General features: G+C 58.8%; 22 protein-coding genes. 14 read left to right on the forward strand and 8 right to left on the reverse strand.

Features of this window, described 5'->3' with window-relative positions:
- Nucleotides 1-150: 150 nt before the first annotated feature.
- Nucleotides 151-1,923: a hypothetical protein gene (locus AAAT03_RS05380; RefSeq protein ID WP_349102782.1), complete on the reverse strand. Its 1,773-nt coding sequence runs from the start codon at nt 1,921-1,923 to the stop codon at nt 151-153.
- Nucleotides 1,924-2,130: 207 nt separating this feature from the next.
- Nucleotides 2,131-3,444 (reverse strand): NCS2 family permease, encoded by a 1,314-nt coding sequence (locus AAAT03_RS05385; RefSeq protein WP_349102783.1) that lies wholly within the window; start codon nt 3,442-3,444, stop codon nt 2,131-2,133.
- A gap of 193 nt (nt 3,445-3,637) precedes the next feature.
- Between AAAT03_RS05385 and AAAT03_RS05390 the strand changes: the two genes are divergently transcribed.
- Both AAAT03_RS05390 and bsh read left to right on the forward strand, forming a co-directional pair.
- Entirely contained in the window at nt 3,638-4,057 is a 420-nt protein-coding gene (locus tag AAAT03_RS05390) for a peptide deformylase (RefSeq protein WP_260699036.1), read from the forward strand.
- 131 nt (nt 4,058-4,188) lie between these two features.
- Complete coding sequence (gene bsh / locus AAAT03_RS05395; protein WP_089573355.1) at nt 4,189-5,154, forward strand: choloylglycine hydrolase; 966 nt, start codon at nt 4,189-4,191, stop codon at nt 5,152-5,154.
- A gap of 81 nt (nt 5,155-5,235) precedes the next feature.
- On the opposite strand, the gene AAAT03_RS05400 is transcribed toward bsh, so the two are convergent.
- Together AAAT03_RS05400 and AAAT03_RS05405 are read right to left on the reverse strand one after the other, a co-directional pair.
- Nucleotides 5,236-7,482 carry a KUP/HAK/KT family potassium transporter gene (locus AAAT03_RS05400; protein ID WP_349102784.1) on the reverse strand — a complete coding sequence of 749 codons (2,247 nt, stop codon included), beginning with the start codon at nt 7,480-7,482 and terminating at the stop codon, nt 5,236-5,238.
- Nucleotides 7,483-7,692: 210 nt separating this feature from the next.
- On the reverse strand, nt 7,693-8,604 hold the full coding sequence (locus AAAT03_RS05405) for a DMT family transporter (protein WP_349102785.1): 912 nt from the start codon (nt 8,602-8,604) through the stop codon (nt 7,693-7,695).
- A 118-nt stretch (nt 8,605-8,722) separates the two neighbouring features.
- Between AAAT03_RS05405 and AAAT03_RS05410 the strand changes: the two genes are divergently transcribed.
- Both AAAT03_RS05410 and AAAT03_RS05415 read left to right on the forward strand, forming a co-directional pair.
- Complete coding sequence (locus AAAT03_RS05410) at nt 8,723-9,580, forward strand: LysR family transcriptional regulator (protein ID WP_349102786.1); 858 nt, start codon at nt 8,723-8,725, stop codon at nt 9,578-9,580.
- A 201-nt stretch (nt 9,581-9,781) separates the two neighbouring features.
- On the forward strand, nt 9,782-11,263 hold the full coding sequence (locus tag AAAT03_RS05415) for an aminotransferase class I/II-fold pyridoxal phosphate-dependent enzyme (protein WP_082435486.1): 1,482 nt from the start codon (nt 9,782-9,784) through the stop codon (nt 11,261-11,263).
- Between the two features lie 183 nt (nt 11,264-11,446).
- On the opposite strand, the gene AAAT03_RS05420 is transcribed toward AAAT03_RS05415, so the two are convergent.
- Complete coding sequence (locus tag AAAT03_RS05420; protein WP_117840577.1) at nt 11,447-11,857, reverse strand: peptide deformylase; 411 nt, start codon at nt 11,855-11,857, stop codon at nt 11,447-11,449.
- 204 nt (nt 11,858-12,061) lie between these two features.
- Here AAAT03_RS05420 and AAAT03_RS05425 point away from each other — a divergent pair, with 204 nt between their 5' ends.
- Together AAAT03_RS05425 and AAAT03_RS05430 are read left to right on the forward strand one after the other, a co-directional pair.
- Complete coding sequence (locus AAAT03_RS05425) at nt 12,062-13,477, forward strand: MFS transporter (RefSeq protein ID WP_117840575.1); 1,416 nt, start codon at nt 12,062-12,064, stop codon at nt 13,475-13,477.
- 152 nt (nt 13,478-13,629) lie between these two features.
- Entirely contained in the window at nt 13,630-14,538 is a 909-nt protein-coding gene (locus tag AAAT03_RS05430; RefSeq protein ID WP_349102787.1) for a hypothetical protein, read from the forward strand.
- 423 nt (nt 14,539-14,961) lie between these two features.
- Here AAAT03_RS05430 and pdxT read toward each other — a convergent pair whose 3' ends face one another.
- Both pdxT and pdxS read right to left on the reverse strand, forming a co-directional pair.
- Nucleotides 14,962-15,549 (reverse strand): pyridoxal 5'-phosphate synthase glutaminase subunit PdxT, encoded by a 588-nt coding sequence (gene pdxT, locus AAAT03_RS05435; protein WP_346971701.1) that lies wholly within the window; start codon nt 15,547-15,549, stop codon nt 14,962-14,964.
- 20 nt (nt 15,550-15,569) lie between these two features.
- Nucleotides 15,570-16,460: a pyridoxal 5'-phosphate synthase lyase subunit PdxS gene (gene pdxS, locus AAAT03_RS05440; RefSeq protein ID WP_346971700.1), complete on the reverse strand. Its 891-nt coding sequence runs from the start codon at nt 16,458-16,460 to the stop codon at nt 15,570-15,572.
- A 145-nt stretch (nt 16,461-16,605) separates the two neighbouring features.
- On the opposite strand from pdxS, the gene AAAT03_RS05445 reads away from it, so the two are divergent.
- Nucleotides 16,606-18,039, forward strand: coding sequence for a PLP-dependent aminotransferase family protein (locus tag AAAT03_RS05445; RefSeq protein WP_349102788.1), 1,434 nt, complete (start codon nt 16,606-16,608; stop codon nt 18,037-18,039).
- A gap of 569 nt (nt 18,040-18,608) precedes the next feature.
- Nucleotides 18,609-19,466, forward strand: a complete 858-nt coding sequence (locus AAAT03_RS05450) for a hypothetical protein (RefSeq protein ID WP_124786405.1) — start codon at nt 18,609-18,611, stop codon at nt 19,464-19,466.
- 242 nt (nt 19,467-19,708) lie between these two features.
- On the opposite strand, the gene AAAT03_RS05455 is transcribed toward AAAT03_RS05450, so the two are convergent.
- Nucleotides 19,709-20,272 (reverse strand): ferritin family protein, encoded by a 564-nt coding sequence (locus AAAT03_RS05455; RefSeq protein ID WP_070097113.1) that lies wholly within the window; start codon nt 20,270-20,272, stop codon nt 19,709-19,711.
- Nucleotides 20,273-20,525: 253 nt separating this feature from the next.
- Here AAAT03_RS05455 and AAAT03_RS05460 point away from each other — a divergent pair, with 253 nt between their 5' ends.
- From AAAT03_RS05460 to AAAT03_RS05485, 6 genes are all read left to right on the forward strand, one after another.
- A complete protein-coding gene (locus AAAT03_RS05460) occupies nt 20,526-21,746 on the forward strand; it encodes an iron-containing alcohol dehydrogenase (protein ID WP_349102789.1) in 1,221 nt (406 codons plus the stop codon).
- 8 nt (nt 21,747-21,754) lie between these two features.
- The gene (locus tag AAAT03_RS05465) at nt 21,755-23,134 is read left to right on the forward strand and encodes an aldehyde dehydrogenase (protein ID WP_349102790.1); all 1,380 of its coding nucleotides are present in this window, start codon (nt 21,755-21,757) and stop codon (nt 23,132-23,134) included.
- 423 nt (nt 23,135-23,557) lie between these two features.
- A complete protein-coding gene (locus AAAT03_RS05470) occupies nt 23,558-23,884 on the forward strand; it encodes an HIRAN domain-containing protein (RefSeq protein WP_349102791.1) in 327 nt (108 codons plus the stop codon).
- Nucleotides 23,885-23,902: 18 nt separating this feature from the next.
- Complete coding sequence (locus AAAT03_RS05475; protein WP_349099764.1) at nt 23,903-24,082, forward strand: hypothetical protein; 180 nt, start codon at nt 23,903-23,905, stop codon at nt 24,080-24,082.
- 51 nt (nt 24,083-24,133) lie between these two features.
- Nucleotides 24,134-24,694 carry a metallophosphoesterase gene (locus tag AAAT03_RS05480; protein WP_349102792.1) on the forward strand — a complete coding sequence of 187 codons (561 nt, stop codon included), beginning with the start codon at nt 24,134-24,136 and terminating at the stop codon, nt 24,692-24,694.
- A 64-nt stretch (nt 24,695-24,758) separates the two neighbouring features.
- Nucleotides 24,759-25,523, forward strand: coding sequence for a ChbG/HpnK family deacetylase (locus AAAT03_RS05485; RefSeq protein WP_349102793.1), 765 nt, complete (start codon nt 24,759-24,761; stop codon nt 25,521-25,523).
- Nucleotides 25,524-25,598: the final 75 nt, after the last annotated feature.

A 25,598-nucleotide genomic window follows, 5' to 3' on the forward strand; every position in this document is an offset into this window, starting at 1 on the left:
GGCGCAGGGACCGGCGCTAAAAGAAAAACGCGGGGCCGCATGGCGACTCCGCGCTTTATTGTTCAGCTTTTGCAGCCTTGCCCTTACGCTACGAAGAAGTAGACGAGGAAGGCAAGGGCCGCGATCCACCCGTCCCGTGCGAAAAAGTGTTTACGAGCGCTTGCGGCTCACCACGGCGCCCGCGGCGATGGCGGCTGTTCCCGCAAGGGCGGCTGCCACGATGGCTGCGCTCGAGGCGTCGCCGGTTGCTGCGAGCTTGCCGGTGGTCTTGGCTCCCGTGGTTGCAACTGCAACGGTCTTGGTCGTCTTCGTGCCCTCGGACTTGGAACCCGGCTTGGTCTCGCCGGGCTTTTCCTCGGGTTTGGTCTCCTCGGGAGGCGCGATGAGCGTGTGCTTGGCGACTGCTTCGTTGTAGGGGGAGTCGATCACGGCGTCGCCCGTGCCGATGGTTTGACCCGCCTCGTAGACGATGCCGTCGCTGAGTTCTTCCTTGTTGCGATAGTCAATGACCTTGCCGCCTTCAGGCGTCTGGATGGTGGCTCCTTCGATTTCGATGGTGCCGATCGCCTTGCCGTCCGCGCTCATGGCAAGGGCGAAGATTGCCGCCGTGTCTCCCTTGGCCGTGACCCTGCTGCGGACGATCGAGATGGTCGCGGGCGTGATGCCCTCGCTGGTCTGCGCGAAGATGCCGATGTTCAGGCCCTCGGACTCAGGGATGATTTCGTCGTTTTGGTCTCCACTGTAGTGGTCGGGGCCGTCGCCGCCGGTCTCGGCATAGCGGGCTATGGCCTTGACAACGGAGTCGCTGATGTAGATATGGCCACCCGCTTCGCCGGAGTAGAAATTACTGGTGGAGATTGCAACCGAGAACCTGCCTTCTGCGAGCGCATCCACAGTCGAGCCGTTCTTGATGACGATGTCGTCCTCATCGGTGAAGAGTGCGCTGACTTCCCCGCCATCTGAGCTTGCGCGGACCGTCACGGTCGCGCCATCGAGCGTGATGCCCTTGTAGACATAGATGCCATACCCAACGCCACTTGCGTTGAGGGAAGCGTTCGTGACCGTGAGGCTGTTTTTACCGTCGATGGCGGCGTCTTCCTCGGAGCTTGCCTTGACCTGGCTGCCACCCGAGATCTCGATACTGCCGTCGGCCCAAATCGCATTGTCCTCGATAGAGCTTGCCTCTACCTTGCCGTCGCCCTTTATGATGAGGTTCTCGTTAGCATCGATACCCTGATCCTCGGTGGCCTTGGCGGTGACGGTTCCGCTGTTGTCGATCGTGATGTTGCCGTCGGCCCTGATGCCATCCGAATCGCCCATGGCGTTAACGTTTCCCGAGCCCTTGATGGTGACATCGCCCCCGGCATCGATGGCATCGTGCTCGGTGCTCGTGGCGTTGACAGTGCCAGCGCCGTCGATGTTGATGTTGCCGACGGAAGTGATGGCGTCACGAGAAGATGTCACGTTGAGCGTGCTGGACGCGTCGCCCTGAATATTAAGCTCGGCGTTCTCGTTCGCGCCATCCTTAACCTTGATGCCGCGGCCGTCGTCGTTAGTGACGGTGTTGTTGCCCTCGTAGCTCACGTTGAGCTTGCCTGCTGCCTCGATCGCGCCGCCGTTATAGCCGTTGAGCTTCATGTCATCGGCGCCATCCCATGACCAGGTACCGGCGGCGTCTCCCGTGGGGCCCGCGGCCGCTTCGTGGCGGACGCTGCCAACGTCCACCCACTCGGCTGCGAGCGAGATGCTCGGCATGAGCAGCGAGCTTACCGTAAGCGCGCATACGGCGCCTACAACGATGCGGCGCGTCACGCGGCGCCAGCTGCCGTGTGCGAGCAGCGTGCGACGGCGCAGGTCGGGCTCGACAAAATGGGCTCCAGAGGTTTTGTCATTGCGCTTGGGGGTCGTGAACAAGGCGGCCATGGTTACTCCCATCCTCATAGGGCCTATGCGGTTATATCCAGCATATCTGCAGGATGTAGCCGTCGGTAGTGCCGTTTGGAGAGCAAAACGTCCAAAACTTGCGAAGCAATACATCGCGCGTCCGTGTGGTGCCTGGTTTTAAAAGCAAAGCGCGGAGCCGCTCGATGCGACTCCGCGCTTTGCTGTTTGGTATTGCGAATCTTGCGCCTACGCTACAAAGAAGTAGACGAGGAAGGCGAGGGCTGCGATCCACATGAGCGGCTTGATCTTGGATGCCTCGCCCTTAAAGAGCGCGACGACCACGTAGGCGATAAAGCCCAGACCAATGCCGGCAGAGATGGAGTAGGTGAAGGGCACGCCGGCGACAATCATGAACGCCGGGAAGCCCTGCGACACGTCGGACCAGTCGATCTCGGAGGCCTCGCTCATCATGAGGTAGCCGACGTAGACCAGAGCACCGCAGGTGGCGGCGCTGGAAACGATGGTGACGATGGGGGAGAAGAACGCGGCGAGAATGAACAGCACGCCGGTGGTGACGGAGGTGAGGCCCGTGCGGCCACCGTCGGCAGCGCCAGAGGTGGACTCGACGAAGGTGGTGATGGAGGAGACGCCCATAAAGCCACCGGCAGCAGCGGCCACGGAGTCGACGACCAGGATGGGACGGATGTCCTCGACATTGCCGCCCTCGGTCAAGAACTCGCCCTGCTTGGCGACGGCCATCGCGGTGCCCATGGTGTCGAAGAAGTCGCTCATGAGCAGCGAGAAGGCAACGACGAGCAGCATCGGGTCGGTCAGGACCTTCACGATGGCAAGGTTGCCGTCGGCAGTGCTGGCAAACGGGGCGCCGAAGGTCGAGAAGTCGAGCGGTGCGATGAGGCCCTCGGGCGCATGGGTGACGCCCAGCGGGATTCCGGCGATAACGGCGACGATGATGCCGATGAGCAGCGAGCCCGGCACGTTGCGGGAAGCCAGGGCAACCGTCACGACGATGGAGATGATGCCGACGATAAAGGTGGGGGAGGCGATGTCGCCCAGGCCGACGAGCGTACCGGCGCCAGCGGTGATGATGCCGGCGTCGCACAGGCCGATCATGGCGATAAACAGGCCCAGACCCACCGAGATGGCGTGGCGCAGGACCACGGGGATGGCGTCCATGATGGCCTCGCGCAGGCCGCACAGGACGAGCAGCAAGATGACGATACCCTCGAGGAAGATAACGCTCATGGCCACGTGCCAGTCGCCGCCGCACATGGTGGTGGCGATGCCCGCGATCATGGCGTTGATGCCCAGACCCGACGCGCAGGCGAGCGGGCGGTTGGCGAAGATGCCCATGCAGATGGTCATGATGCCGGCGCCCAGGCAGGTGGCGCAGGCGAGCGCTCCCGCATCAATGCCAGCGCCCGAGAGCACTGCGGGGTTGACGGCGATGATGTAGGCCATCGCCAGGAATGTTGTCAGTCCAGCGCGAAGTTCGGTCCCGATTGTGGACTTGCGCTCACTGACGTGAAAAAGTTCGTCCATGCATACCCTTTCCTTGTTCAGCCCCGAGTTTAGGCCGATTGACACGAACTCACTTACTATATCGTCTTTACAACCTTGCTGTTCCTCGCATGTTGATGTTCGGCGCTTTGTAACAGACGGACGGTATTTATCGCATGAAATTGTGTAGGTACCGTATACTTAAGCGGTTACAACGACCCCTATGGAGGAACGTATGATTAAAGAGCTCTGCCGCGACGAGGCTATCCTGTCTCAGCGTTGCGAGGTTGCGACTGTCGAGGACGAATCGGTCGCTCAGGATCTGATTGATACCATCAAGTCGCTCGATGATGCCGGCTGCTTGGCCGCCAATCAGATTGGCGTTACCAAGAAGGTCTGCGTCTACCTGGACGATGCCGGCGAGCCCCACGTGCTCTACAACCCCCGTCTGGTGTTTGGCCTGGGCGCCAGCAAGATGGAGGAGAGCTGCCTGACGCACGAGGAGGTCACCAAGTCCACGCGCTATATCAAGTGCAAGGTTGCCTTTGACCAGATCGTCGATGGCAAGATGCGCGAGCGCAAGCAGGACTTTGTGGGCTTCGAGGCGCAGATGGTCCAGCATATGATCGACCACTGTCTTGGAAAGTTGGTCTAAGGGGACCAAAGCACCGCACTTCGTCTCTTTTGGTCCGGGCGTGACATTGTTGTCATGTCCGGGCTTTTGTGTTTAGCGCCTTTTTGTTTGGTGACAATAACCTTAGCAGGACCGTAAAGCTAGGAGGCGCTATGTGCACGAGCATTCGATTTACCGATAATTCTGGCCACATGTATCTGGGCCGCAACCTCGACTGGAGCTTTGACTACGGCCAACAGGTTCGCGTGATGCCGCGCGGGTTCCACATTCCGTATTCGTTTATCGACGATGCGTCGGCGGCACACGCGGTAATCGGCATGTGCATCGATTACAAGAACTATCCCATGTTTTTCGACTGTGGTAACGATGCGGGTCTGGCTGTGGCGGGGCTCAACTTTCCCGGCTATGCCGAGTATGCCGAGGGCCCTGTCGACGGCAAGACCAATATCGCGGCCTATGAGTTTCCCCTGTGGGTGGCAGCGACGTTCTCGACGGTCGATGAGGTCGAAGCCGCGCTGCGCGACACGGTGATTGTCGCCAAATCTGCCGGAGAGGGGCTGGGCGTGTCGCTGCTCCATTGGATTATCGGCGACAGCCAGCGCAGCATCGTGGTCGAGATGATGGCTGACGGCCTGCATGTATACGACGATCCGGTCGACACCCTTGCCAACCAGCCGACCTTCCCGTGGCACATGGAAAACCTGCGCACCTATATCACCGCCACAAGCGATTTTCCGCAGACGGCGACATGGCGTGGCGCCGAGCTTAAGCCCTATGGAGCCGGTGCCGGCATGCGCGGCATTCCGGGCGATTGCTATTCGCCGAGCCGTTTTGTAAAGGCGGCGTACCTCAATGCCAATTACCCGCAAAAGGAGAGCGAGACCGAAAACGTCGTCCGCATGTTCCGTTCACTCGAGGGCGTGGTGATGATCGAGGGTGCGTCCAGGATGGGCGATGGCAAGTTCGAGAAGACTATCTACACCGGATGCTTTAGCGCGCGCACGGGCAATTATTACTACGCGATGTATGGGGATCCGTCGATTCGCTACGTGAGCCTGATGGATGCCGAGGGCGCGAGCCCCGATAGGCTCGTGGTTCCCGAGCCGCGCCGTTCGTAGCTCACTGGTCCGTTGCGACATAAAACGGCCTCGCACCTCTTATGAGATGCGAGGCCGTTGTCGTCAATGGCTGGTGGCGTGTTAGAAGTTGGCGTCGTTGAACTGGGTGCTCTCGAGTCCGTCGAGTTGCTGTTCGGGCGTATCGGCGACGCTCTCGAGCAGCTCGGTGGGATCGACGTTCATGCTCTTGCCGGCCTCGTTGCCGTTGACCAAGTCGTCCGAGAAGATGTCGACCTCCATTTCCTCGGCCTCTTCGATCTGAACCTCGAGCGGCACCTGGGTGCGCACAAGTTTGACGGCCGGGCGCATGCGGGCAAAGAGCGGTACGTACTCAATGATGATGGCCGAGTTCTCGAGACCGTACCAGCGTGCCGGGCTTCCGCAGGCGCGGCGGACGGCGTACTTGATGGCCATCACGCGGTGGTCATTGCGGTTGATGTCCGTTTCGGGGGCAAGCATCTTGCGCAGCATGCAAAAGCGGAAGTCACCTACGTTGCCGCGCGTCTCGTAGATGGAGTAGGTGTGATGTTGCGGCGGCAGCTCGCCCGATGCCATCAAGTCGCCGACGATCTGACGCAGATAGGCGTTGACGCGCTGGTTGACCTTAAAGCCCAGGTCCAGGCGCACGCGGAACAAAAAGTCCGTGCCAAAGGTCTCGACGGAATACTCGTGCGTATAGGGTTCGTCGGTAACGTGCACGTTGATGAACCAATATGCCTTGGCGCGCTTGGGGTGCTTGTCCAGGATGGAATAGAGCACGTCGCGGTCGAGTGTGAGCGGGTCGGGGCTGTTGGTGAGAAATACCAGATTGTCGGCGAGCACGGGATAGGTCTCGTCATTGCGCAGGCGATTGAGCTGGTCGATGTACTTGGAGACGGGCAGCAGAATCGTCTGCGTGCGCTCGATGGCGGTGCCGCGACGCCACACATACATAAGGCCAAACAGCAGTGCGGTCAAGAAGATCATCACATAGCCGCCGTCAAAGAACATGGTGAGGCACGAGGCGAAAAAGCACAGCTCAATGGCGCCGAAGAGCAGGGCGAAGACGCAGGCGCCCAGCTTGTGCTTGAGAATGCCGGCGATATAGCTCGTCAAAAGCGTGGTGGTCATAAGCATGGTCACGGTAATGGCGAGGCCGTAGGCACTCTCCATGCGCTCGGAGTTTTGGAACAGCAGCACGATGAAGATGCAGCCGACCCACATGATGTTATTGACGAGCGGAATATAGAGCTGGCCCTTGGTGTCGCTGGGGTAGTGGATGCGCAGGTGCGGCATAAGGTTGAGGCGCGTTGCCTCGGATACCAGCGAGAACGAGCCGGTGATGAGCGCCTGTGAGGCGATGATGGCCGCCACGGCCGAAAGCACGATGGCAAAGGGGCGTAGGGGCTCGGGGAGCATCATATAGACCGGGTTGACGATATCCATCGCGAGCATCTGGGGGTTGGAGTTATTGGCGAGTAGCCAAGCTCCCTGACCCAGATAGTTGAGGATAAGGGCCGCCTTAACAAATGGCCAGGATGCATAGATGTTTGCCTTGCCCACGTGGCCCATGTCCGAGTAGAGTGCCTCGGCACCGGTTGTCGACAAGAAGACAAAGCCGAGCACCATAATGCCCGAATGGTTGATGGGCGAGAACAGGAACATAATGCCGCGGATGGGGTTGAGCGCGCGCAAGATGGATAGGTTGCCGAGCATGTTGAACAGACCGGCGCCTGCCAGGAACAGGAACCACAGCGTCATGAGCGGGCCGAAGAGCTTGCCGATTGACGAGGTGCCGGCGCGCTGCATGGCAAATAGGCCGCAGATAATGATGATGGTAATAATGATGACGTTGGTCTGGCCGTCGCCCAATAGCGCGTGGCCCCACTCGATGGTGCGCAGACCCTCGATGGCTGTGGTGACCGTGACGGCGGGGGTGAGGATGCCGTCGGCAAGCAGCGCCGCACCGCCGATCATGGCGGGAAGGATCAGCCACGGCGCCACTTTGCGCACGAGACTGAACAGGGCGAAGATACCGCCCTCGTTGTGGTTGTCGGCCCTCATGGCGATTAGCACGTACTTGACCGTGGTTACGAGCGTCATGGTCCAGATGACGAGCGAAAGCGCGCCCAGGATCATGTCCTCGCTGACGGTACCGATGCCGCCGTTGTTGGCGACGATTGATTTCATGGTGTACATGGGGCTCGTGCCGATGTCGCCGTAGACGACGCCGAGCGTTACGAGCAGCATGCCAGCGGAGAGGGGAATGGCTCCATGCCCGCCCTGTCCATGCTGGTCTTGGAGGTTTGCCTCCAGTTTGTTGTGTGCCACGTGGACTCCCTTAGACATCCGGTTATCTGTCTAGGGCAGATAACCTTTATGCCATCTTTATACATATAAGAGCAGTTTGGCACATCGGGGTGTTTTAGACAATAATCCCCATCTGGGGATTATTCACGTACGCAGGTAGCATTTCAAAGCAGGGTCACTTCCGGCTGTGTGGTTTGCTGCAATGTGATAACCGCGGATGCGTCCCTGCTTTGAGCTGAAGAGGGGCTTTTAGGCGCGTGCCGCTTGGGCGATGCTTGCTTTGGTGTCTGCGCGTTTGCCGGCGACTTCGCAAAAGATCGCGCCGCCGATGATCAACGCGGCGCCCATGAGGCGGATGGGCGTTATGGTCTCGCCCAAAAGGGCAACGGAGAACACGACGGCCGAAAGCGGCTCAAGGTAGCCGACGACCGCGACGGTCTGGACGGGCAGCTTGGCGACGGCACTAAAGTAGAGCAGGCAACCGATGCCGGTGTTGACGACGCCGAGCATGGCGACGGCGCGCCAATCGATGCCGGCGGCAATGCTTGGGGAGAGGAGCGAGGGGGCACCTTGCGTGAAGAGCGTGAGGATCAACGCGGTTACAAAGGCGGCACTCACCTGGAGCGTGGAGTTCTCGAGGCCTTCGATGTGCGGCGCGCCCTTGCTAGCGATGACCATCAGCGCATAGCAAAATGCGGAGGCGATGCCGCACACGATGCCTGCGATGGGCATATTGCCGCCTAGACCTTGTGCCGCAATGAGAAAGGCGCCGCAGGCAACGGCGATAAACCCGGCGATTTTGCCGCCGGTCAGCTTTTCGCCAAAAATGAGCGGGGAGAGGGCCATAACGATGATGGGGCCGCAGTAATACAACAGCGAGGAGATGCCAACGCCGATCGTCTGATAGGCGCGGAACAGGAAAATCCAGCTGGCGCCCAGCGCGGCGCCCGAGACGATGAGCGCTGCGGCCTCGCGGGGGCGAGACGGAGCCTGCAGGTTATGGCGCTTGGTTATGAAGAGGATGGCGGCAAGGGTGAGAGCGCCCAAAAACGTGCGCAACAGTACGATATCGGAGCTCGGCAGCGCGATGGCAGCGGCGATGATGCCGTTGGAGCCAAACAATAGCAATGCTGCTAAGTACGTAAACAGTCCGTTGTTCATGTGCTGACATCCCCTCTATATCCGAGCATGTTCACTATGGGTGAGGTGGCTTTAGAAGAAAAGCGAATATAATGCATGGATAACATGACAAAAACTCATGTAAAGGTGGAGGGGTGTCGTGGAAACGAATATTCAAAAGATGCGAGTGCTGCTCGAGACGGTGCGTGCTGGCAGCTTTACGCGCGCTGCAGAGCGGCTGAGCTATTCGCAGTCGGGCGTGAGTCGCATGGTAGGCGACCTTGAGACCGATTGGGGTTTTAAGGTGCTCGACCGCAGCCGCGAGGGCGTGGTGCTTTCTGCCGATGGGCGGCAGATCATGCCGGCGGTTGAGGCACTCTGCGAGGAGTTTGGCCGCCTGCAGCGACATGTGGACGAGATGCGGGGGCTCATGCGCGGCAAGATCTGCATCGGTACGTTTTCGAGTGTGGCAACCCATGTACTGCCGCCGGTGATCGCGCGGTTTCGCGCTGATCACCCGGATGTCGATTACGAGCTTCTGATGGGTGATTACTCCGAGATTGAGCAATGGGTGGCGGAAGGCCGCTGCGACCTGGGCTTTATTCCACGCGAGCCATGCGGCGCCGGCATGGCGTCGCGGCCGTTGGTGCAAGACGAGCTGATGGCCGTGGTGCCAGCGGACTCCTCGCTTGCCACCGCGGAGGTCGTTTCCCTTGCCGATTTGGCCAACGAGCAGTTTATTCTGCTGGAACGCGGTAGCGACGACGAGATTACGCCGCTGTTTCGCCGCGCGGGCCTGGCGGTGCGCTCTAAGCTGTCGACCTGGGATGATTATGCGATTATGGCCATGGTCGAGGACGGTCTGGGCGTGAGCATTCTTCCGGCGCTCATCTTGCGGCGCTGCCAGTTCGATGTTGCCGTGCGCCCGCTCGAGGGGCATCCCCATCGGCAGATCAACGCGATATATCGCACGGCTGACGTTTCGCTTGCCGCCGCTCGATTCCTTGAATACCTCTAAAAGCGCGTACCTGTTGTCCACTTTTGGACAATTCTCGGGGCTCGGTACATTTTCTTGTGAAATTGAACTTCCGGATAATGCGCCGCGCTATACTGCTTGCTAAATTGAACCTTGGTTCAATTCGTGTTCTATAAATTGAACTTTGCCAGCAAGGAGGTTCTAGTGGCCCAAGAGACGTTTAGCGATCGCCTGCGACAGGCTATGTCCGATCGCGACGTTCGCCAGTCGGACGTAATCCGCGCATCGGAGATGCTCGGCAAAAAACTCGGCAAGAGTCAGATGAGCCAATATGTGAGCGGCAAGACGATCCCGCGGCGCGATGTGGCAGAGCTGCTCGCCCGCATTTTGGAGGTCGATGTTACCTGGCTGCTTGCCGGTGGCGCCGATCAAGGCGAGACGTCCTCGTCCCATAACGTTGCCAAATCCGAACCTAGCCCCACGGCTCAAATTCCAAGGAGCGCCACCATGCGTACTTTTTCTAAATCCACCAAACTCGATAACGTCCTGTATGACGTGCGCGGTCCCGTCGTCGACGAGGCTGCCCGTATGGAGGATGAGGGCGAGCGCATCCTCAAGCTCAATATCGGCAACCCGGCGCCCTTCGGTTTCCGCACACCCGATGAGGTCATCAAGGACATGCGCCAGCAGCTGCCCGACTGCGAAGGCTATTCCAACTCGCGTGGCCTGTTCTCCGCGCGCAAGGCGATCATGCAGTATTCGCAGATTAAGGGCCTGCCCAATGTTCAGATGGAGCACATCTACACGGGCAACGGCGTGTCCGAGCTCATTCAGCTTTCGATGAACGCGCTGCTCGACAACGGCGACGAGATTCTGATCCCCAGCCCCGACTACCCGCTGTGGACGGCGTGCGCAACCCTTGCCGGTGGACATCCCGTGCACTATCTATGCGATGAGCAGGCGGATTGGTATCCCGACCTGGAGGATATGGAGTCCAAGATCACGAGCGCGACCAAGGCCCTCGTCATCATCAACCCCAACAACCCCACGGGCTCTGTCTATCCGCGCGAGGTGCTCGAGGGCATCGTCGAGGTTGCACGCAGACATCAGCTGATGATCTTTGCCGATGAGATCTACGACCGCCTGTGCATGGACGGCTACGAGCACGTCTCGATTGCCTCGCTCGCTCCCGATCTGCCCTGCGTCACCTTTAGCGGTCTGTCCAAGTCGCACATGATCGCGGGCTATCGTATTGGCTGGATGGTGCTTTCGGGCAACCAGCGCTGCATGAGCGACTTCATCATGGGCATCAACATGCTCTCCAACATGCGTCTGTGCTCCAACGTGCCGGCTCAGTCGATCGTCCAGACGGCGCTCGGCGGCCATCAGTCGGTCAACGACTATATCCGCCCGGGCGGTCGTGTCTACGAGCAGCGCAACTTTGTGTATGAGGCGCTCAACAAGATTGACGGCATCTCGGTGGTTAAGCCGCGTGCGGCGTTCTACATCTTCCCCAAGATGGATGTGAAGAAGTTCAACATTACCGATGACGAGCAGTTCGCCCTTGACCTGCTGCACGAGAAGAAGATCCTGATCACGCGCGGCGGCGGCTTCAACTGGGCTGAGCCCGACCACTTCCGTATCGTGTACCTGCCGCGCATGGAAGTACTCAAAGAGTCCCTCGAAGACCTCGCCGACTTCTTCGACCATTACCGTCAGAGCTAATTAGTTCCGCCGTTCTACCGAACGGCGGACCACTTGACGCTGCGCGAGCCGCATTCACGCCAATCTGACGTTCAATTTCGAGGGCGCGACCAGAAGGTCAGCGCCCTCTCATTTCACGTCACCTTGGCGCAAATGCGGCTCGCTTGCTGTCGTGTGCTCAACCTGCATCGTTACCCTGGCTGTCTAAATAACAATCCCGTTGCAGTGGTCGATTTCGTGTTGGATGATCTCGGCGGTGTAGCCCGAGAAGTTTTTGATGCGGTGGACGAAATTCTCGTCCAAATACTCAACCTTAATGCGGCGATAGCGAGTACAGGGGCGCTCGCCGATCAGCGAGAGACATTCTTCGCTCGTCTGATAGGCATTGACCTGCTCAAGAATTTGAGGGTTGTACATCAGGAGTGTCCTGTTGCCGTCCTTTACGCAGATGATGCGTTTGCGCACGCCAATCATGTTGGCGGCGAGGCCCACGCACTCGTGCTCATGCTCATGGAGCGTATCCAGGAGGTCCTGCCCGGTCACGGCGTCATCGGGGCCCGCGTCTTCGGAAGGCAGGCGCAAAAAGAACTCGGATTTCATGATGGGCTTAATCATGGCGGGCTCCTCATGTCTCATGCTTTCGTGGACTTTTAATAATAGCGCGGAAGGAAAGCTGCGCGTTCGCGTTACAATCTTTCGACGTTGGACCATGTTGCCAGACTCGTCGCGTGCGGCGTCTGGCGTAAGTCTAGGGCTCATCCTCGCCCTGGACTGTTCCTCTGGGGCGATACGACTGTCGTTCCAAGAGGAAGGAAATGCATGGGGAGCAAATCTCAGCAACAAGTTCAAGTAGCGCCATCGGCCACTTCGGCGTTTCTCGCCGTAATGTATATCGCGGCCTTTGTTGCCGCGTTTAACGAGAACATCATTAACGTGGCGTTGCACGACATCATGGCGGCCTTTTCGGTGAGTGCCATCACGGCGCAGTGGCTTGTTTCGGGCTACATGATCGTGACGTCGATCTTTACGGCCATCATGGCCTTTCTTTCCGGTCGCTTCTCGACGCGCAAGCTGCTGTTTTTCGCATGTGGATGCCTGGTCGCCGGAGAAGTCCTGTGCCTGGTCGCCCCAACGTTTACCGTCTTGCTGCCAAGTCGTATTTTGCAGGCTGCGGGATCGGGCATCTTGTTCCCGCTCATGATGAACGTGGTGTTGTCTTGCGCGCCGCGCGAGAAGCTCGGTCTGTATCTGAGCCTGGGCGGTGCCTGCATTACGCTGGGGCCGGCGTTTGGACCTGTGATCAGCGGTCTTATGTGCACGTTGTTTGGCTGGAGGGCGGTGTTCGTAGTGCCGCTGGTGGGCGGCATTGTGGTCGCTGCGGCGGGCGTAAAGCTTGTTCAGAATGTCGGAGAGCGCTCGAACGCCACGCTTGATATTCTGTCGGTTGTTTTGCTCGCTGCCGGCATTACGGCATTTGTGTATTCCGTAGGCGAGTTCTCGACCAATCTGATTGCCGGCATCGTGACGCTTTTTGCCGCCGTTGTGCTGCTCGGCCTGTTTGCGGTTCGTCAGCTCAAGCTCGAGCATCCGGTGCTTAACGTGCGTCCCATGGCGAGCGTTCGTTTTTGGCCTGCGTGCTTGCTTGTGGTGGTGTCGATGATGACGACGTTCTCGATGAGCGTTTTGTTGCCGCTCTATTTTGAGGGCGCATACGGCATGACCGCGCTTGTTGCGGGCCTGCTCATTTTGCCGGCAATTGCCTGCAACGCTGTGACCTCGATTGTGGGCGGACGCGTGATGGACGCCCGTGGCGCATGGCCGCTGCTGCCGGTCGGCTTTGCCCTGATTGCCGTGGGACAGACTGCCATCTCGATGACGGCGGCAAGCATGAACATCGGCGTCGTCGTGGCGCTGACCGTTGTGGTGTATGCCGGAGTCGGTTTGGTGTTGAGCCCCTCGCAAACGGCCGGCTTGGAGACGCTGCCTGCCGCTGAACATCCTCACGGAACGGCATTGCTCAACACGTGGAACATGATTGCCGCGTCGTTTGGTCCGTCGCTGTTTATCGGCCTGCTTTCGAGTTCTGCGGTGGCTGCTGGCGCCGCAGGCGTTGCGTCGGACGTTGCCCAGGCGATAGGATTTGCAGCCGCCGTGCGCGTGGCGGCCGTGATTGCCGTTGTCGGGTTCGCGGTGTCGCTGGTGTACGCTCGCCGCGAGTCGCACATGTCGCATTAATGTGTGCACATAGATTCTGCAGCTAGATTGGATGGTGACACCATAAACTAATGGACGTTTTGCCGAGAGGCATGAATGTATAAAGCGCAAAGAGTGCGCGACGGGCCCCGCGAATGGGGCGATGATGCCCGAGAGGGCCAAGAAGGAGTCTCATGTCTGAGAACAAAGAGATCATGAACGAGACCGAGAACGAGACCATGGCTGCCGAGGTCGAGGCAGTCGAGACCGTGGAGACCGAAGCTGCTGAGGTTGAGGCTGCTGACGAGGTTTCCGCCGAGGAGGCCGAGGTTGTCGAGGCCGCCGCTGATTACGATGACGAAGAGCTGATGGGCAAGATGCAGAAGGCCGCCCGCCTGCTGCGCAGCCGTCGCTTTGCTATTTCCAAGGAGGAGGAGGCCAAGGCCGAGCGCATGGCGAACATCGAGCGCGCCATCAAGCTTCTTGACCTCAAGCCCAAGATGGAGCAGAAGGAAATGTCCGACCTGCTGGGCATGCGCCTTCGTGAGCTCGATGGCCTGATGGCCGAGGCCGAGGCTGCCGATCTGGTCGGCCGCATCGACGACGCCGAGGGCGATATGCGCAAGATCGTTGTCTTCGCTGCCGAGGATGCCGCTGAGGGCCTGACCGAGCTTGCCAACAAGAAGGAGAAGCTCCTGCCCGAGCTTTCTTACGAGGAGGCCACCGAGCTGATGGCCGCTCTCGATAAGGTTATCGCTCCGCTCGTCGCCATGGGCCTGGACGAGGACCGCGGTCCTCGTGGCGGCCGTGACGAGCGCGGTGGCCGTGGCGGCGACCGTGGCGGTCGCGGCGGCTTTGGCGATCGCGGTGGCCGTGGCGGTGACCGCGGCGGCCGCGGTGGCGATCGCGGTGGCCGTGGCGGCTTTGGTGACCGTGGCGGCGACCGTGGCGGTCGCGGCGGCTTTGGCGGCAACCGTGGTGGCTATGGCGATCGCGGTGGCAACCGTGGCGGCTTCGGCGGCAACCGTGGTAACGACCGCGGCGGTCGCGGTGGCGACCGTGGCGGCCGCAACGGTGGCGGCTTCCGCGGCAACCGTTTCTAGTTGGGTTACGCGGTTTTACCAAATCGCGTAACTAGTTGACGCTGCAAACCCGCCAGGGCGGCAATCTGCCTTTCAACTTCGGCGGCATGACCAGAAGGTCAATGCCGCCTTGTTTCAAGGCACCTTGCTCGCTCTGGCGGGTTTTCGCTGTCGGTACCAAAGCATCGGCGTTGCCTTGATCCAAACCTGCCAAAAAGGGGCAGGTTTATTTTGGTCGGTTTTATCTGAGCAAACGTGGTTGTCTATCGCAATGTAGTCGTTGGGAACGTTCTTGTTTGAGTGGTCGGTTAAGAGCGACCCCAATGACTACATAGCATGAGAGTGGATAATCTCCCGGTTTGAGCCTGCATTCAAGCTCAAAGTGGGAGATTATCCACTCTCATTTGTTGTATGTCCGAAAATCCACGCTCGTTTAAATTCTGCCTACATTTGCAGGAACAGCTCGTGGATGCGGGCGTCTTCGTCGAGTTCGGGGTGGAAGGTTACGCCGAGCTGGTTGCCCTGGCGGGCAGCGACGATGCGGCCATCGACTTCGGCCAGGGCCTTGGCGTCGCCGTGGACCTCGACGATGCGGGGCGCGCGGATAAACGTCAGCGGCGCTTCACCGTCGATGCCGGCTACTTGCCCCTTGGTTCGAAAGCTGCCGAGCTGCCTGCCGTAGGCATTGCGCTCGACAAGTACATCCATGGTTGCCAAACGCGGCGTGCCCTTATCGTCATGGGCGGCAAGGTCGTGAGCCAGTAGAATCAAGCCGGCGCAGGTGCCCAGGACGGGCATGCCTTCAGCGATACGGGCGCGAAGCTCCTCGAGCATGCCCAGCTCATCAAGCAGCTTCCCTTGAACGGTGGACTCGCCGCCGGGAAGTACCAGACGGTCAAAGTCCTGCATCAAATCAGCCGCCTGCCTCAGCTCAATACAACGTGCGCCCAGCTCGGATAGTCTTGTCTCGTGCTCGGCAAAAGCGCCTTGGACCGCCAGCACGGCGACCGTCTGGCCTGCATAATCGCTCATGTGCGATCCTTTCTGCTGGACTAGCGTCCGCGCTCCTCCATGATGATCTCGATCTCGTCAGCGTTGATACCGACCATGGCCTCGCCCAGGTCCTCAGAAAGCTCGGCAATGAGCTTGGCGTCGGTTAAGTTTGCCACAGCCTTAACGATGGCGGCGGCGCGTTTGGCGGGGTCGCCGCTCTTAAAGATGCCCGAGCCGACAAAGACGCCCTCGGCACCCAGCTGCATCATCAGCGCGGCGTCCGCGGGGGTTGCTACACCGCCGGCGGCAAAGTTCACCACGGGAAGCTTGCCCGTGGCATGGACCTCGCGCACAAGCTCGACTGGAACTTGCAGTTGCTTAGCTGCCTCAAAGAGCTCGTCATCGCGCAGAGCAGCAACGTCGCGGATTTGCTTTTGAATCTTGCGCATGTGGCGCACGGCTTGGACGACGTCGCCCGTGCCCGGCTCGCCCTTGGTGCGAATCATTGTGGCGCCCTCGGCGACACGGCGCAACGCTTCGCCCAGATCGCGGGCACCGCAGACAAACGGGACGTCAAACTGGGTCTTATCGATGTGGTAGACATCGTCGGCGGGGGAGAGAACCTCGGACTCATCGATGTAGTCGATCTCGATGGCCTGAAGGACCTGCGCCTCGACGATGTGACCGATGCGGCACTTGGCCATGACGGGGATGGAGACGGCCTCTTGAATGCCCTTGATCATCTTGGGGTCACTCATGCGCGACACGCCGCCGGCGGCGCGGATGTCGGCCGGGATGCGCTCGAGAGCCATGACGGCGCAGGCGCCTGCCTCCTCGGCGATACGTGCCTGCTCGGGCGTGGTGACGTCCATGATGACGCCGCCCTTGAGCATCTGCGCGAGCTCGCGATTGAGTTTGACGCGATCTGCCTTGCTGGTCTGTTCTGCCATGGTTGCTCCCTTGGTTGGCATGTGCATTGCTTGACGGAACATCCTATCGGGGAGCTGGGCATGGCAAAATACTCAGTTTTCGAGATAATAATAAGGTCAGCTTAATATCAGATTGAACAGCTCGATAAGGTCAGGTGACAAACTCATGCTTGACTACAATTTGGAAAAACGCGGCGAAGCATCGCTCTATGAGTATGTTTACCAGCAAATCCGAGATGATATCGTAGCTGGACGCATTACGGCGGGGGAGCATCTGCCGTCCAAGCGCGCCTTTGCCAGTCATCTGGGAATCAGTGTTATTACCATCGAGAATGCATATAGCCAGTTGCTTGCCGAGGGCTATATTTGCTCAATGCCGCGTCGTGGCTACTACGCGTGCGAGCTCCCGGATGCGCCGGTTTTGGCTTTGGCTGCGGGGGATATCGACCGAGATGCTGTCCCTGTTGGTCCCAGCGCGCATGATGCCATGGGGCAGGCAGAGCGATTCGACGCACTTTCTCCTTCCGCTTTGGAGGCGGCGCGGCTTTGGCAAAGTGCGCTACGGGCGACGCTGACGTCCGAAGACGAACGTGAAATCTTTTCGCCCGCACCGGCGCAGGGCACCGCTCGACTGCGACGTGCGATTGCGCGCCATCTGCGCGGGACAAGGGGCATGAATGTCAATCCCGACAATATCGTTATCGGTGCGGGCGCCCAGCTGCTCGATACCATGTTGGTTCAGTTGCTTGGCGCGGACAAGGTGTATGCCGTCGAGGATCCAGGCTATTTGCGCTTGACGCGCATCTATCAGGCCATGGGTTGCGAAGTGCGGCATGTCCCGTTGGATGCTGAGGGCGTGGACTTGAGCGCGCTGCAGAAAACCGGGACCGATGTCCTTCACCTGATGCCGTCTCATCAGTATCCGACCGGTCTTGTGACGAGCATTGCACGTCGCTATGCGTTGCTGAGCTGGGCCGCCGAGCGGCCAGGTCGGTATCTCATCGAAGACGACTTTGATTGTGAGTTTCGCCTTGCCGGCAAGCCGATTCCCGCGCTCGCGTCGATCGATGCCGCCCAGTCGGTTATCTACACCAACACGTTTTCGAAGAGCCTTTCATCGGCGTTACGTTTGGCGTACATGGTGCTGCCCGATGAACTAATGGAGAGGTTTAAACGCAACCTTGGTTTCTACGCCTCGTCGGTAAGTTCTGTTGATCAGGTTGCCTTGGCGCGTTTGCTGGAATCGGGTGATTACGAGCGACATGTGAACCGCGTGCGCGTTCGTGCTCGTGGGGCGCGTGATGGCCTGGCGGCGCTTGTACGGAAAACGTTTCCGGCAGGGGAAGTCTCGATCGAGTACGCGGACGCCGGCCTTTACTGCGTCGTGGCCGTGGAGTGTGACGCGGGCGGAAGCTCTTTTGCACGGGCCCTCACGCGCTCGAGCATCCCTTTTATCGATATCGGTGACTGTTTTTGGTGTGCCGATGGCGCATCTGTCCCTGAAAACTCAACTCAAATTCTTGTTCAGTATGACGATCTGAGTCCAAAAGTACTAACTACCTTGGAATTGCAGCTAATGGGGGGGCACTCTGCAACCTAAGTGAGTAGACTTTTAGCACTATGGCGACCAGGCAGTTTTGTAACAAGCTATCTACCTGCGGTTTTGAAAAGCAGGATGACCGGCCTGCTCGGGATGTTCAAAAAAGTCTACTCACTTGCCGCGCAAAGCTCCTGCATGAGAAAAAATGGGGTTTTCAACAGGGCTTCGTCCAGCTCTCGGCAAGCTTTTGGCCAGTTGGGGAGGGCTGTTGAAAACTTGGCAGTCCGTTCGGCGCCATTTTTGGTGCGTTCGCGCCAATGCGTGACTGACTGGGTTGAAATTCGTGTTTTCCTGTGCCTATGAAGGATCTACTTTGTGACATATCAGCTTTTAGGTACTGGCGTTTGCCTCCTCAAGTCCGCGCTTTGTGTCCGCCGCTTCCACGACCGGAAGAAGACCGGCAGCGATATGATCTCGCCCGCAACCCGACGGCTGCGGTCGCGCTCGGTTTTCCGTTGTATACATTGGTTCGGTCGAGAAACAAACGGACTTGTCCTGCCAGCATTAGGCAGCGGCTGTTTCTTGGTGAGCTTCCCAGGGAATCCGTGCTGGGAACGGAGCATGGGGTTTTGATTACGTCTCCTCTACTGACGGCATTCATCATGTTGCGGCATCTGACGGATCTTCAGCTTCTTTTGGTATTGGCGGAGATGTGTGGCTTGTTTGCGGTGTGTGCCCTGCCGGCGGCACTTGAGGCGGAGCTTTCGCGTGCAATTGATTCGGGCGCGATTTCGACAACGTTCGGTTGGGTGCGCTGCCCGTCCGAGGACGGCACCGCCTCAAATTTATGGCGTCGAGACGCTTTGGTTTTGGGCGGAGACCTTGACCGTTTTTGTTCAGATGTTTGCGGGATGCGTTACGGCAATAGATTTATAGCGGTATCGCAACTCGTTCCATTGGGCGCCGCGTCGCCTTTTGAGGTCGAGGCGTATTTGCTACTTGCACTGCCGCGATCCCTGGGAGGCGAAGGTTTTTGCGGCATAGAGCTTAATGTTGAAGTGATGCTAAGCACAAGTGCTCGAGCGATTGTGGGAAAGTCCCGTGTATATATCGACCTACTTCTTTCTTCGCCGGACGGCAGGCGACAGGTGGCCATTGAATGTCAGGGAAAGGCCTCGCACGGACGCGCAGGGGATGGCTTGCGTGACGCTGACCGCATGACGGCCCTTCAGGCCATGGGCTACGATGTACTTCTCCTGACACACAGACAGATATCCGATGAGGATAGATTCCGCGCGATCGTTAAGGCCATATGCAGGATGCTCGATGCTGAATATCGTGATAAAAGCTCAGATGAGCAAAGGGCTGAGACATTACTCCGGTCTGAACTATTCGTTGACTGGACAAAATTGGGAGTAATCGACGGAAAGATGCCCGTTAGACGCAAAACAGCTCGATCGTGGACGGCTGCGGTTCTAAGTGAGTAGGCTTTTGGCACTTTGGCGACCAGGCCGTTTTGAAACAAGTCATTTACCTGCGACTTTATAAAGCAATACGGATGGTCTGCTCGGCAAGTTTCGAAAAGTCTACTCACTTAGTTTTTGACGAGAGACCGATGCCGAAGATAGCTCTATTTCAGGGCGTTAACGAGTCCTCGAGACACAAAAAGGCCCGAACCAATACGGTCCGGGCCTTCTTCGAGCTAGAGGTTATGTCTCAGGCAGTTGGCTTAGCCAAAGTAGCGCTTGAGCAGGCCAGCGAAAGCCTTGCCGTGGCGGGCCTCGTCGCGAGCCATCTCGTGCACGGTGTCGTGGATGGCATCGAGGCCAGCGGCCTTGGCGCGCTTGGCAAGATCGGTCTTGCCGGCGGTGGCGCCATTCTCGGCCTCAACGCGCATCTCGAGGTTCTTCTTGGTGGAATCGGTCACGACCTCGCCCAGGAGCTCGGCGAACTTGGCGGCATGCTCGGCCTCCTCGTGGGCAGCCTTCTCCCAGTACAGGCCGATCTCGGGATAACCCTCGCGATGAGCAACGCGAGCCATGGCCAGGTACATACCGACCTCGGAGCACTCGCCCTCAAAGTTGGCGCGCAGATCGGCAACGATGTCCTCGGAGACGCCCTCCATCTTGGCGACGCCCACGACGTGCTCGGCAGCCCACTCGAGCTGGCCCTCCTCCTGCTTCAGGAAGCGAGAGCCGGGAACGCCGCACTGGGGGCACTTGAAATCCTCGGGCAGCTGGTCGCCGTCGAACTCTTCCACATAACCGCAAACGGGGCAAACAAACTTCATGATTCGATCCTTTCGATCGATGGCGATGGTGCGCTCGTCCGGTCCCGTAAGGGCCCTCTCCGGACGTGCGTCTTGACGAGTTCTATTATCCATAAATGAGACCGAATGTGAAGCCTATTAGGAATGATTTTTAATAAAACAATTTAAGCATGTGTAGATGTTGATTGATTAACGATTGCTAGACCTCGTGCGACCTCCGATGAGTACAATCGGTCGAGCAAATGTTGACCAATCAACAAATGAAGGAGCTTCCTTTATGCATCTAGCCCGCCGCGCCTGGTGCCGAACGTATCAAACGGTTTTTCGCATCGCATTGCCGGTGCTGCCCTATACCGAGCCACGCATTTTAGAGCACGCTGAGGAAGTGCCCGCAGTGCTTCAAAAGCGTTCAATACACCATGTTCTTATCGTGACAGATCCCGGCATTGCCCGTCTGGGGCTCACGGCACCGCTCGAGACAGCGCTCGCGTCCAAGGGAATTAGCGCTGCGGTCTATGCCGAAACATGTGCGAACCCCACGGTCTCAAACGTGGAGGAAGCGGCATCTCTGTATCGAGAGAGCGCCTGCCAGGCCATTATCGGCTTTGGCGGCGGTTCGGCCATGGACTGCGCCAAGGGCGTGGGCGCGCGCATCGCGCAGCCAAAGAAGCCCATCAACAAGATGCGCGGCCTGTTGCGTATCCATCGTCGCCTGCCGCTGCTCATCGCCGTTCCCACCACGGCGGGCACGGGAAGCGAGGTCACGCTTGCAGCGGTAATTACCGACGACGAGACGCACTACAAGTATCCCATTAACGACTTTGTGCTGATCCCGCGCTTTGCGGTGCACGACCCCGAGTTTACGCGCGGCCTGCCCGCCTCCATTACGGGGCAAACGGGCATGGACGCCCTGACACATGCCGTCGAGGCCTTTATCGGCCGTAGCACCACGCCCTACACGCGCAAGATGGCGCGTCAGGCGGTCCAGCTCATCCACGACAATTTGCCCGAGGCCTATGAGCATGGCGACGACATGCGCGCTCGTCGCAATATGCTTTCGGCGGCGTATAAAGCGGGTGTTGCATTTACCCGCTCCTATGTCGGATATGTGCATGCCATCGCGCACAGTCTGGGCGGCCGATACGGAATTCCGCACGGTTTGGCCAACGCGATCATCCTGCCGCACATGCTTCGCGCTTATGGTGACGCCGCCGCCCCCAAGCTTGCCGATCTTGCTCGCATGGCCGGTCTCGCGCCGGCTAACGCGCAGGACAGTCTTGCGGCCGAGGCCTTTATCGATTGGGTCGACCGCATAAATGCCGCCTTGGGCATTCCAAAATATGTGACGGGCATTCGCCGCTCCGATATTCCGCAAATGGCGGCCCATGCCGATGCCGAGGCCAATCCGCTATACCCCGTTCCACTTTTGATGGATCGGTTGGAACTCGAGCGTATGTACGAGGTCGTCGCGGGTGGTATGTTTGAGGGCGAGAACTAGGAGGGTCCATGAACACCGAGGAAATTGCGCGCATCGTCGGCGACCAGCGTGCCTACTTTAAGACGCACGCCACGTTTGATGTCGATGTTCGACGTCGCGCGCTCGTGAGTTTGCGCGATGCGGTACGGGCCCACGAGGCCGATATTGCCCATGCGCTCAAGACCGATTTGGGAAAGTCCCATGATGAGGCGTATATGTGCGAGATCGGCACGTCGCTTTCCGAGATTCGTCATCAGATCGCGCATGCGGCTCGATGGAGTCGTCCTCGCCTGCATCCGTGTGATCTCGCCAATGCCGTGAGCGTTTGCAAAACGCAAGCCGTGCCCTATGGCGTCACGCTCATCATGGCTCCGTGGAACTACCCGTTTTTGCTAACACTCGAGCCGCTCGCCGGCGCCCTTGCCGCGGGCAATACTGTGGTCATCAAGCCGAGCGCCTATGCTCCGGCATCGAGTGCGGTGCTCAGGCAAATCTGCGAAGAGGCATTTGATCCGCGCCTGGTGACGGTTGTCGAGGGCGGGCGCGCTGAGAACGAAGCGCTGCTCGACGAGTGCTGGGACAAGATCTTCTTTACCGGTAGCGTTCCGGTCGGTAAGCTCGTCATGGAGCGCGCAAGTAAAAACCTTACGCCCGTGACGCTTGAGCTGGGCGGCAAGAGTCCCTGCATCGTGGATGCGACGGCAAACTTGAAGGTCGCGGCGCGGCGTATCGCCTTTGGTAAATGGCTCAACGTGGGACAGACCTGTGTGGCGCCCGACTATCTGCTGGTCGATACGCGCGTGCACGACGAGCTGCTGGGCCTTATCAAGGAGGAGGTCCGTCGCATGTTTGGCGAGCACCCGCTCGACAACGAGGACTACGGTCATATTGTCAATGCCAAGCATTTCGCGCGCGTACGCGGGCTGATCGACCCCGACAAGGTTGTGCTGGGAGGCACGGCGCGCGAGTCGTCGCTCAAGATTGAGCCGACGATCCTAGACGGCGTGGCGCCTGAGGACGCCGTGATGCAGGAAGAAATCTTCGGTCCCATCTTGCCGGTGCTGACGTATGAGAGCTTAGACGAGGCCGAGACGTTTATTACGGATCGTCCGACGCCGCTGGCCCTGTATATCTTTAGCCAGGATCGCGCGGTTCAGCAGCGCTTTGTGCGCTACGTGCCCTTTGGCGGCGGCTGCGTCAACGACACCATCATGCATCTGGCTACGAGCCATATGGGCTTTGGCGGCATGGGCGCGAGCGGTATGGGGCAGTACCATGGCCGGGAGAGCTTCGATACGTTTAGCCACAAGAAGAGCATCGTGAACAAGGCAACCTGGCTCGACGTGCCGTTTCGGTATGCGCCCTACGCAAGCTGGAAGCACAAATTCGTGCGCATGTTTGTGCATTAGGAAATGGCAGGTAATACGAACAAGTGTTCCTATTACCTGCCATTTACGTTAGACTACTGCTATGGGGTACGGATGGGCCAACTCCCTTTAGAAGGGAATTGGTATGAACGTAAGCGATGTTATTTCGTTATTGGCGTTGTTGATCGCGGCTATCGAACTCGGCCTGTTTATCGGCCGAATGAAATAGCCGTCCCCGCGTAAGCGAAGACGGCCACTTCTCACGATGAAAACGTGTATCGGAGTTGGCAAGACCCGCTGCCACGGGTGCCATCCGTGCCTCTATCTTATCTGCAAGCGCTCTGTCTCGCAAGCGTTGCGGCGAGCGATTGAAAGACGCGGGCAGGATGAATTTGTGTCCGCACGAGTTCGTAGACTTCTCAGTAAGGTTAAGCGTCGGTTTATCCGGCCGTTAGAGGAGTTGCTATGCACGAGCCTTCGCGTGTTCTTCTGTCGTTTCATATTGCGGGATTTCAGTATGCCGACGGTGCCTTGGTCCTGGGCGATCTTAAAGCGGGCGATAAGCTGACGCTGTGTGCCGAGCGCGATAACCCCCATGATCCCGAGGCGGTTGCGATCTATTACGACAAGACCAAGCTCGGTTATGTTCCGGGAAACGAGGTCGGCCCGTTGTCCTTGATGATGTATTACGGACATGAGGGTGTATTTGAGGCGCGCGTGCAACAAGTTGCCCCAGAGCACAGCCCGTGGCATCAGGTGCGTGTTGGACTCTACGTGGTGGATGCTCGCTAATCGGTAAGGGAGACTGCCATGTTTGATGACGACGACCAGTTCGATCTGACAGACGATCCGTTTGAGTGGGATATGCTACTCGATGATGATGAGTTGGAGCGGGATCGTAAGAAGCGGCAGGACAAGAACACCCAGGGTGGCGCTTCGAAAAAGCAAGACAAGAGCCGCCGCGGACTGTTCGGCGGGTTCTTTGGATAACCGCCGCATCGCTGCGTCTGTATACTTAGCACGAGTTGAACGCGTTGCGAAATGAGGACAGAGACGATGATGTGGTTTACCGCCGACCTGCACCTGGGCGATACGAATATCTTGCACGACATGGACCGGCCGTTTGGCTCGGTCGAGGAGATGAATCGCAAGGTCATCGATGCCATCAATGAGTGCGTGGCTGCGGATGACCGCCTCTATATTCTGGGTGACTTTACCTATCGTTTGCCCCTGGCGGAGGCGGTGCGCCTGCGCGAGCGTATCGAATGCCAGAACGTGACGCTCATCCGTGGTAACCATGACGGTGACTGGGAAGATCCCGACGTACCGCAGATTTGGGAAGACGTGCGCGATTACCTGGAGATTGCTCCCGGCTATGCCAAGGGTCATCGCCTGGTGATGAGCCATTACCCCATGCTCAGCTGGAATGGCAAGGCGCGCGGCGCCATCATGCTGCACGGGCACATTCACAGCAGGGGAGACCGCACCAATGCGCGTAATCGCGATCGCGAGCGCCCTATCTTTCGCTACGACGTTGGACTCGATGCCAACAACTACAAGCCCGTTAGCCGCGACCAGATTCTCGGCTTCTTTGGACTGTAGCCCTCAGACCACCACAAAGGGGACAGGCACCTTTGTGGTGGTCCTTGCATAGATTGGAGTCGCTATGAAGCAATTGCTCATTCGTGCCGACGATATCGGTTATTCGTATGCCGTTAACCTGGGGATTGCCCGCAGCATCAATGAGGGTCTGGTGCGCTCGGCGGGCTTGATGCCCAATATGCCCGAGGCTGAGCGCGGCTGGTCGCTCGTGGCGGATGCCGGCATTGCGGTGGGCCAGCATACCAACGTGTGTCTGGGCAAGCCGTGCGCCGCCCCGGAGCTCATTCCGAGCATGCTCAGCGAGAACGGTGAGTTCCATAGCAGCCGTACCTTCCGCGAGCATTTTAAGCGCGGCGAGGAGTTGATAGACTTCGACGAGGCCTGCATCGAGATTCGCGCGCAGCATGACCGTTTTGTCGAGATCGTGGGCCGCGAACCCGATTACTTTGAGGCCCATGCCGTCATGAGCAAAAACCTTAACCGAGCGATCTCGGCGGTTGCCCGGGAACTGGGCCTTAAGGAGCAAAAGGCAAGCTTCGACCCCACGGCGGTTGTGCGTTGCGGTGCCACCGACCTGCGCATGGTGATGCATTCGATGGAGCCAGGCTACGAACCCAAAGACTCGATTATGCAGACGGTTCGCGAGATGGAGGACGGCGAGACGGTCGTCTTTGTGTGCCATCCAGGCTATCTCGATCGTTTTATCCTCGAAAGCAGCTCGCTCACGACCGACCGCACCAAGGAAGTCGATGCGCTGATCGACCCCGAACTTCGCACTTGGCTTGAGTCTCAGCCCGATCTTCGCCTTATCGACTACCGCGATCTGTAAGGACCCAAACCACCACAAAGGGGACAGGCACCTTTGTCGTGGTTCTGGCGCCGTTGCCATTATGGCGGCGGCGCC

Source organism: Collinsella sp. CLA-AA-H167 (assembly GCF_040095305.1).
Classification (GTDB): Bacteria; Actinomycetota; Coriobacteriia; order Coriobacteriales; family Coriobacteriaceae; genus Collinsella.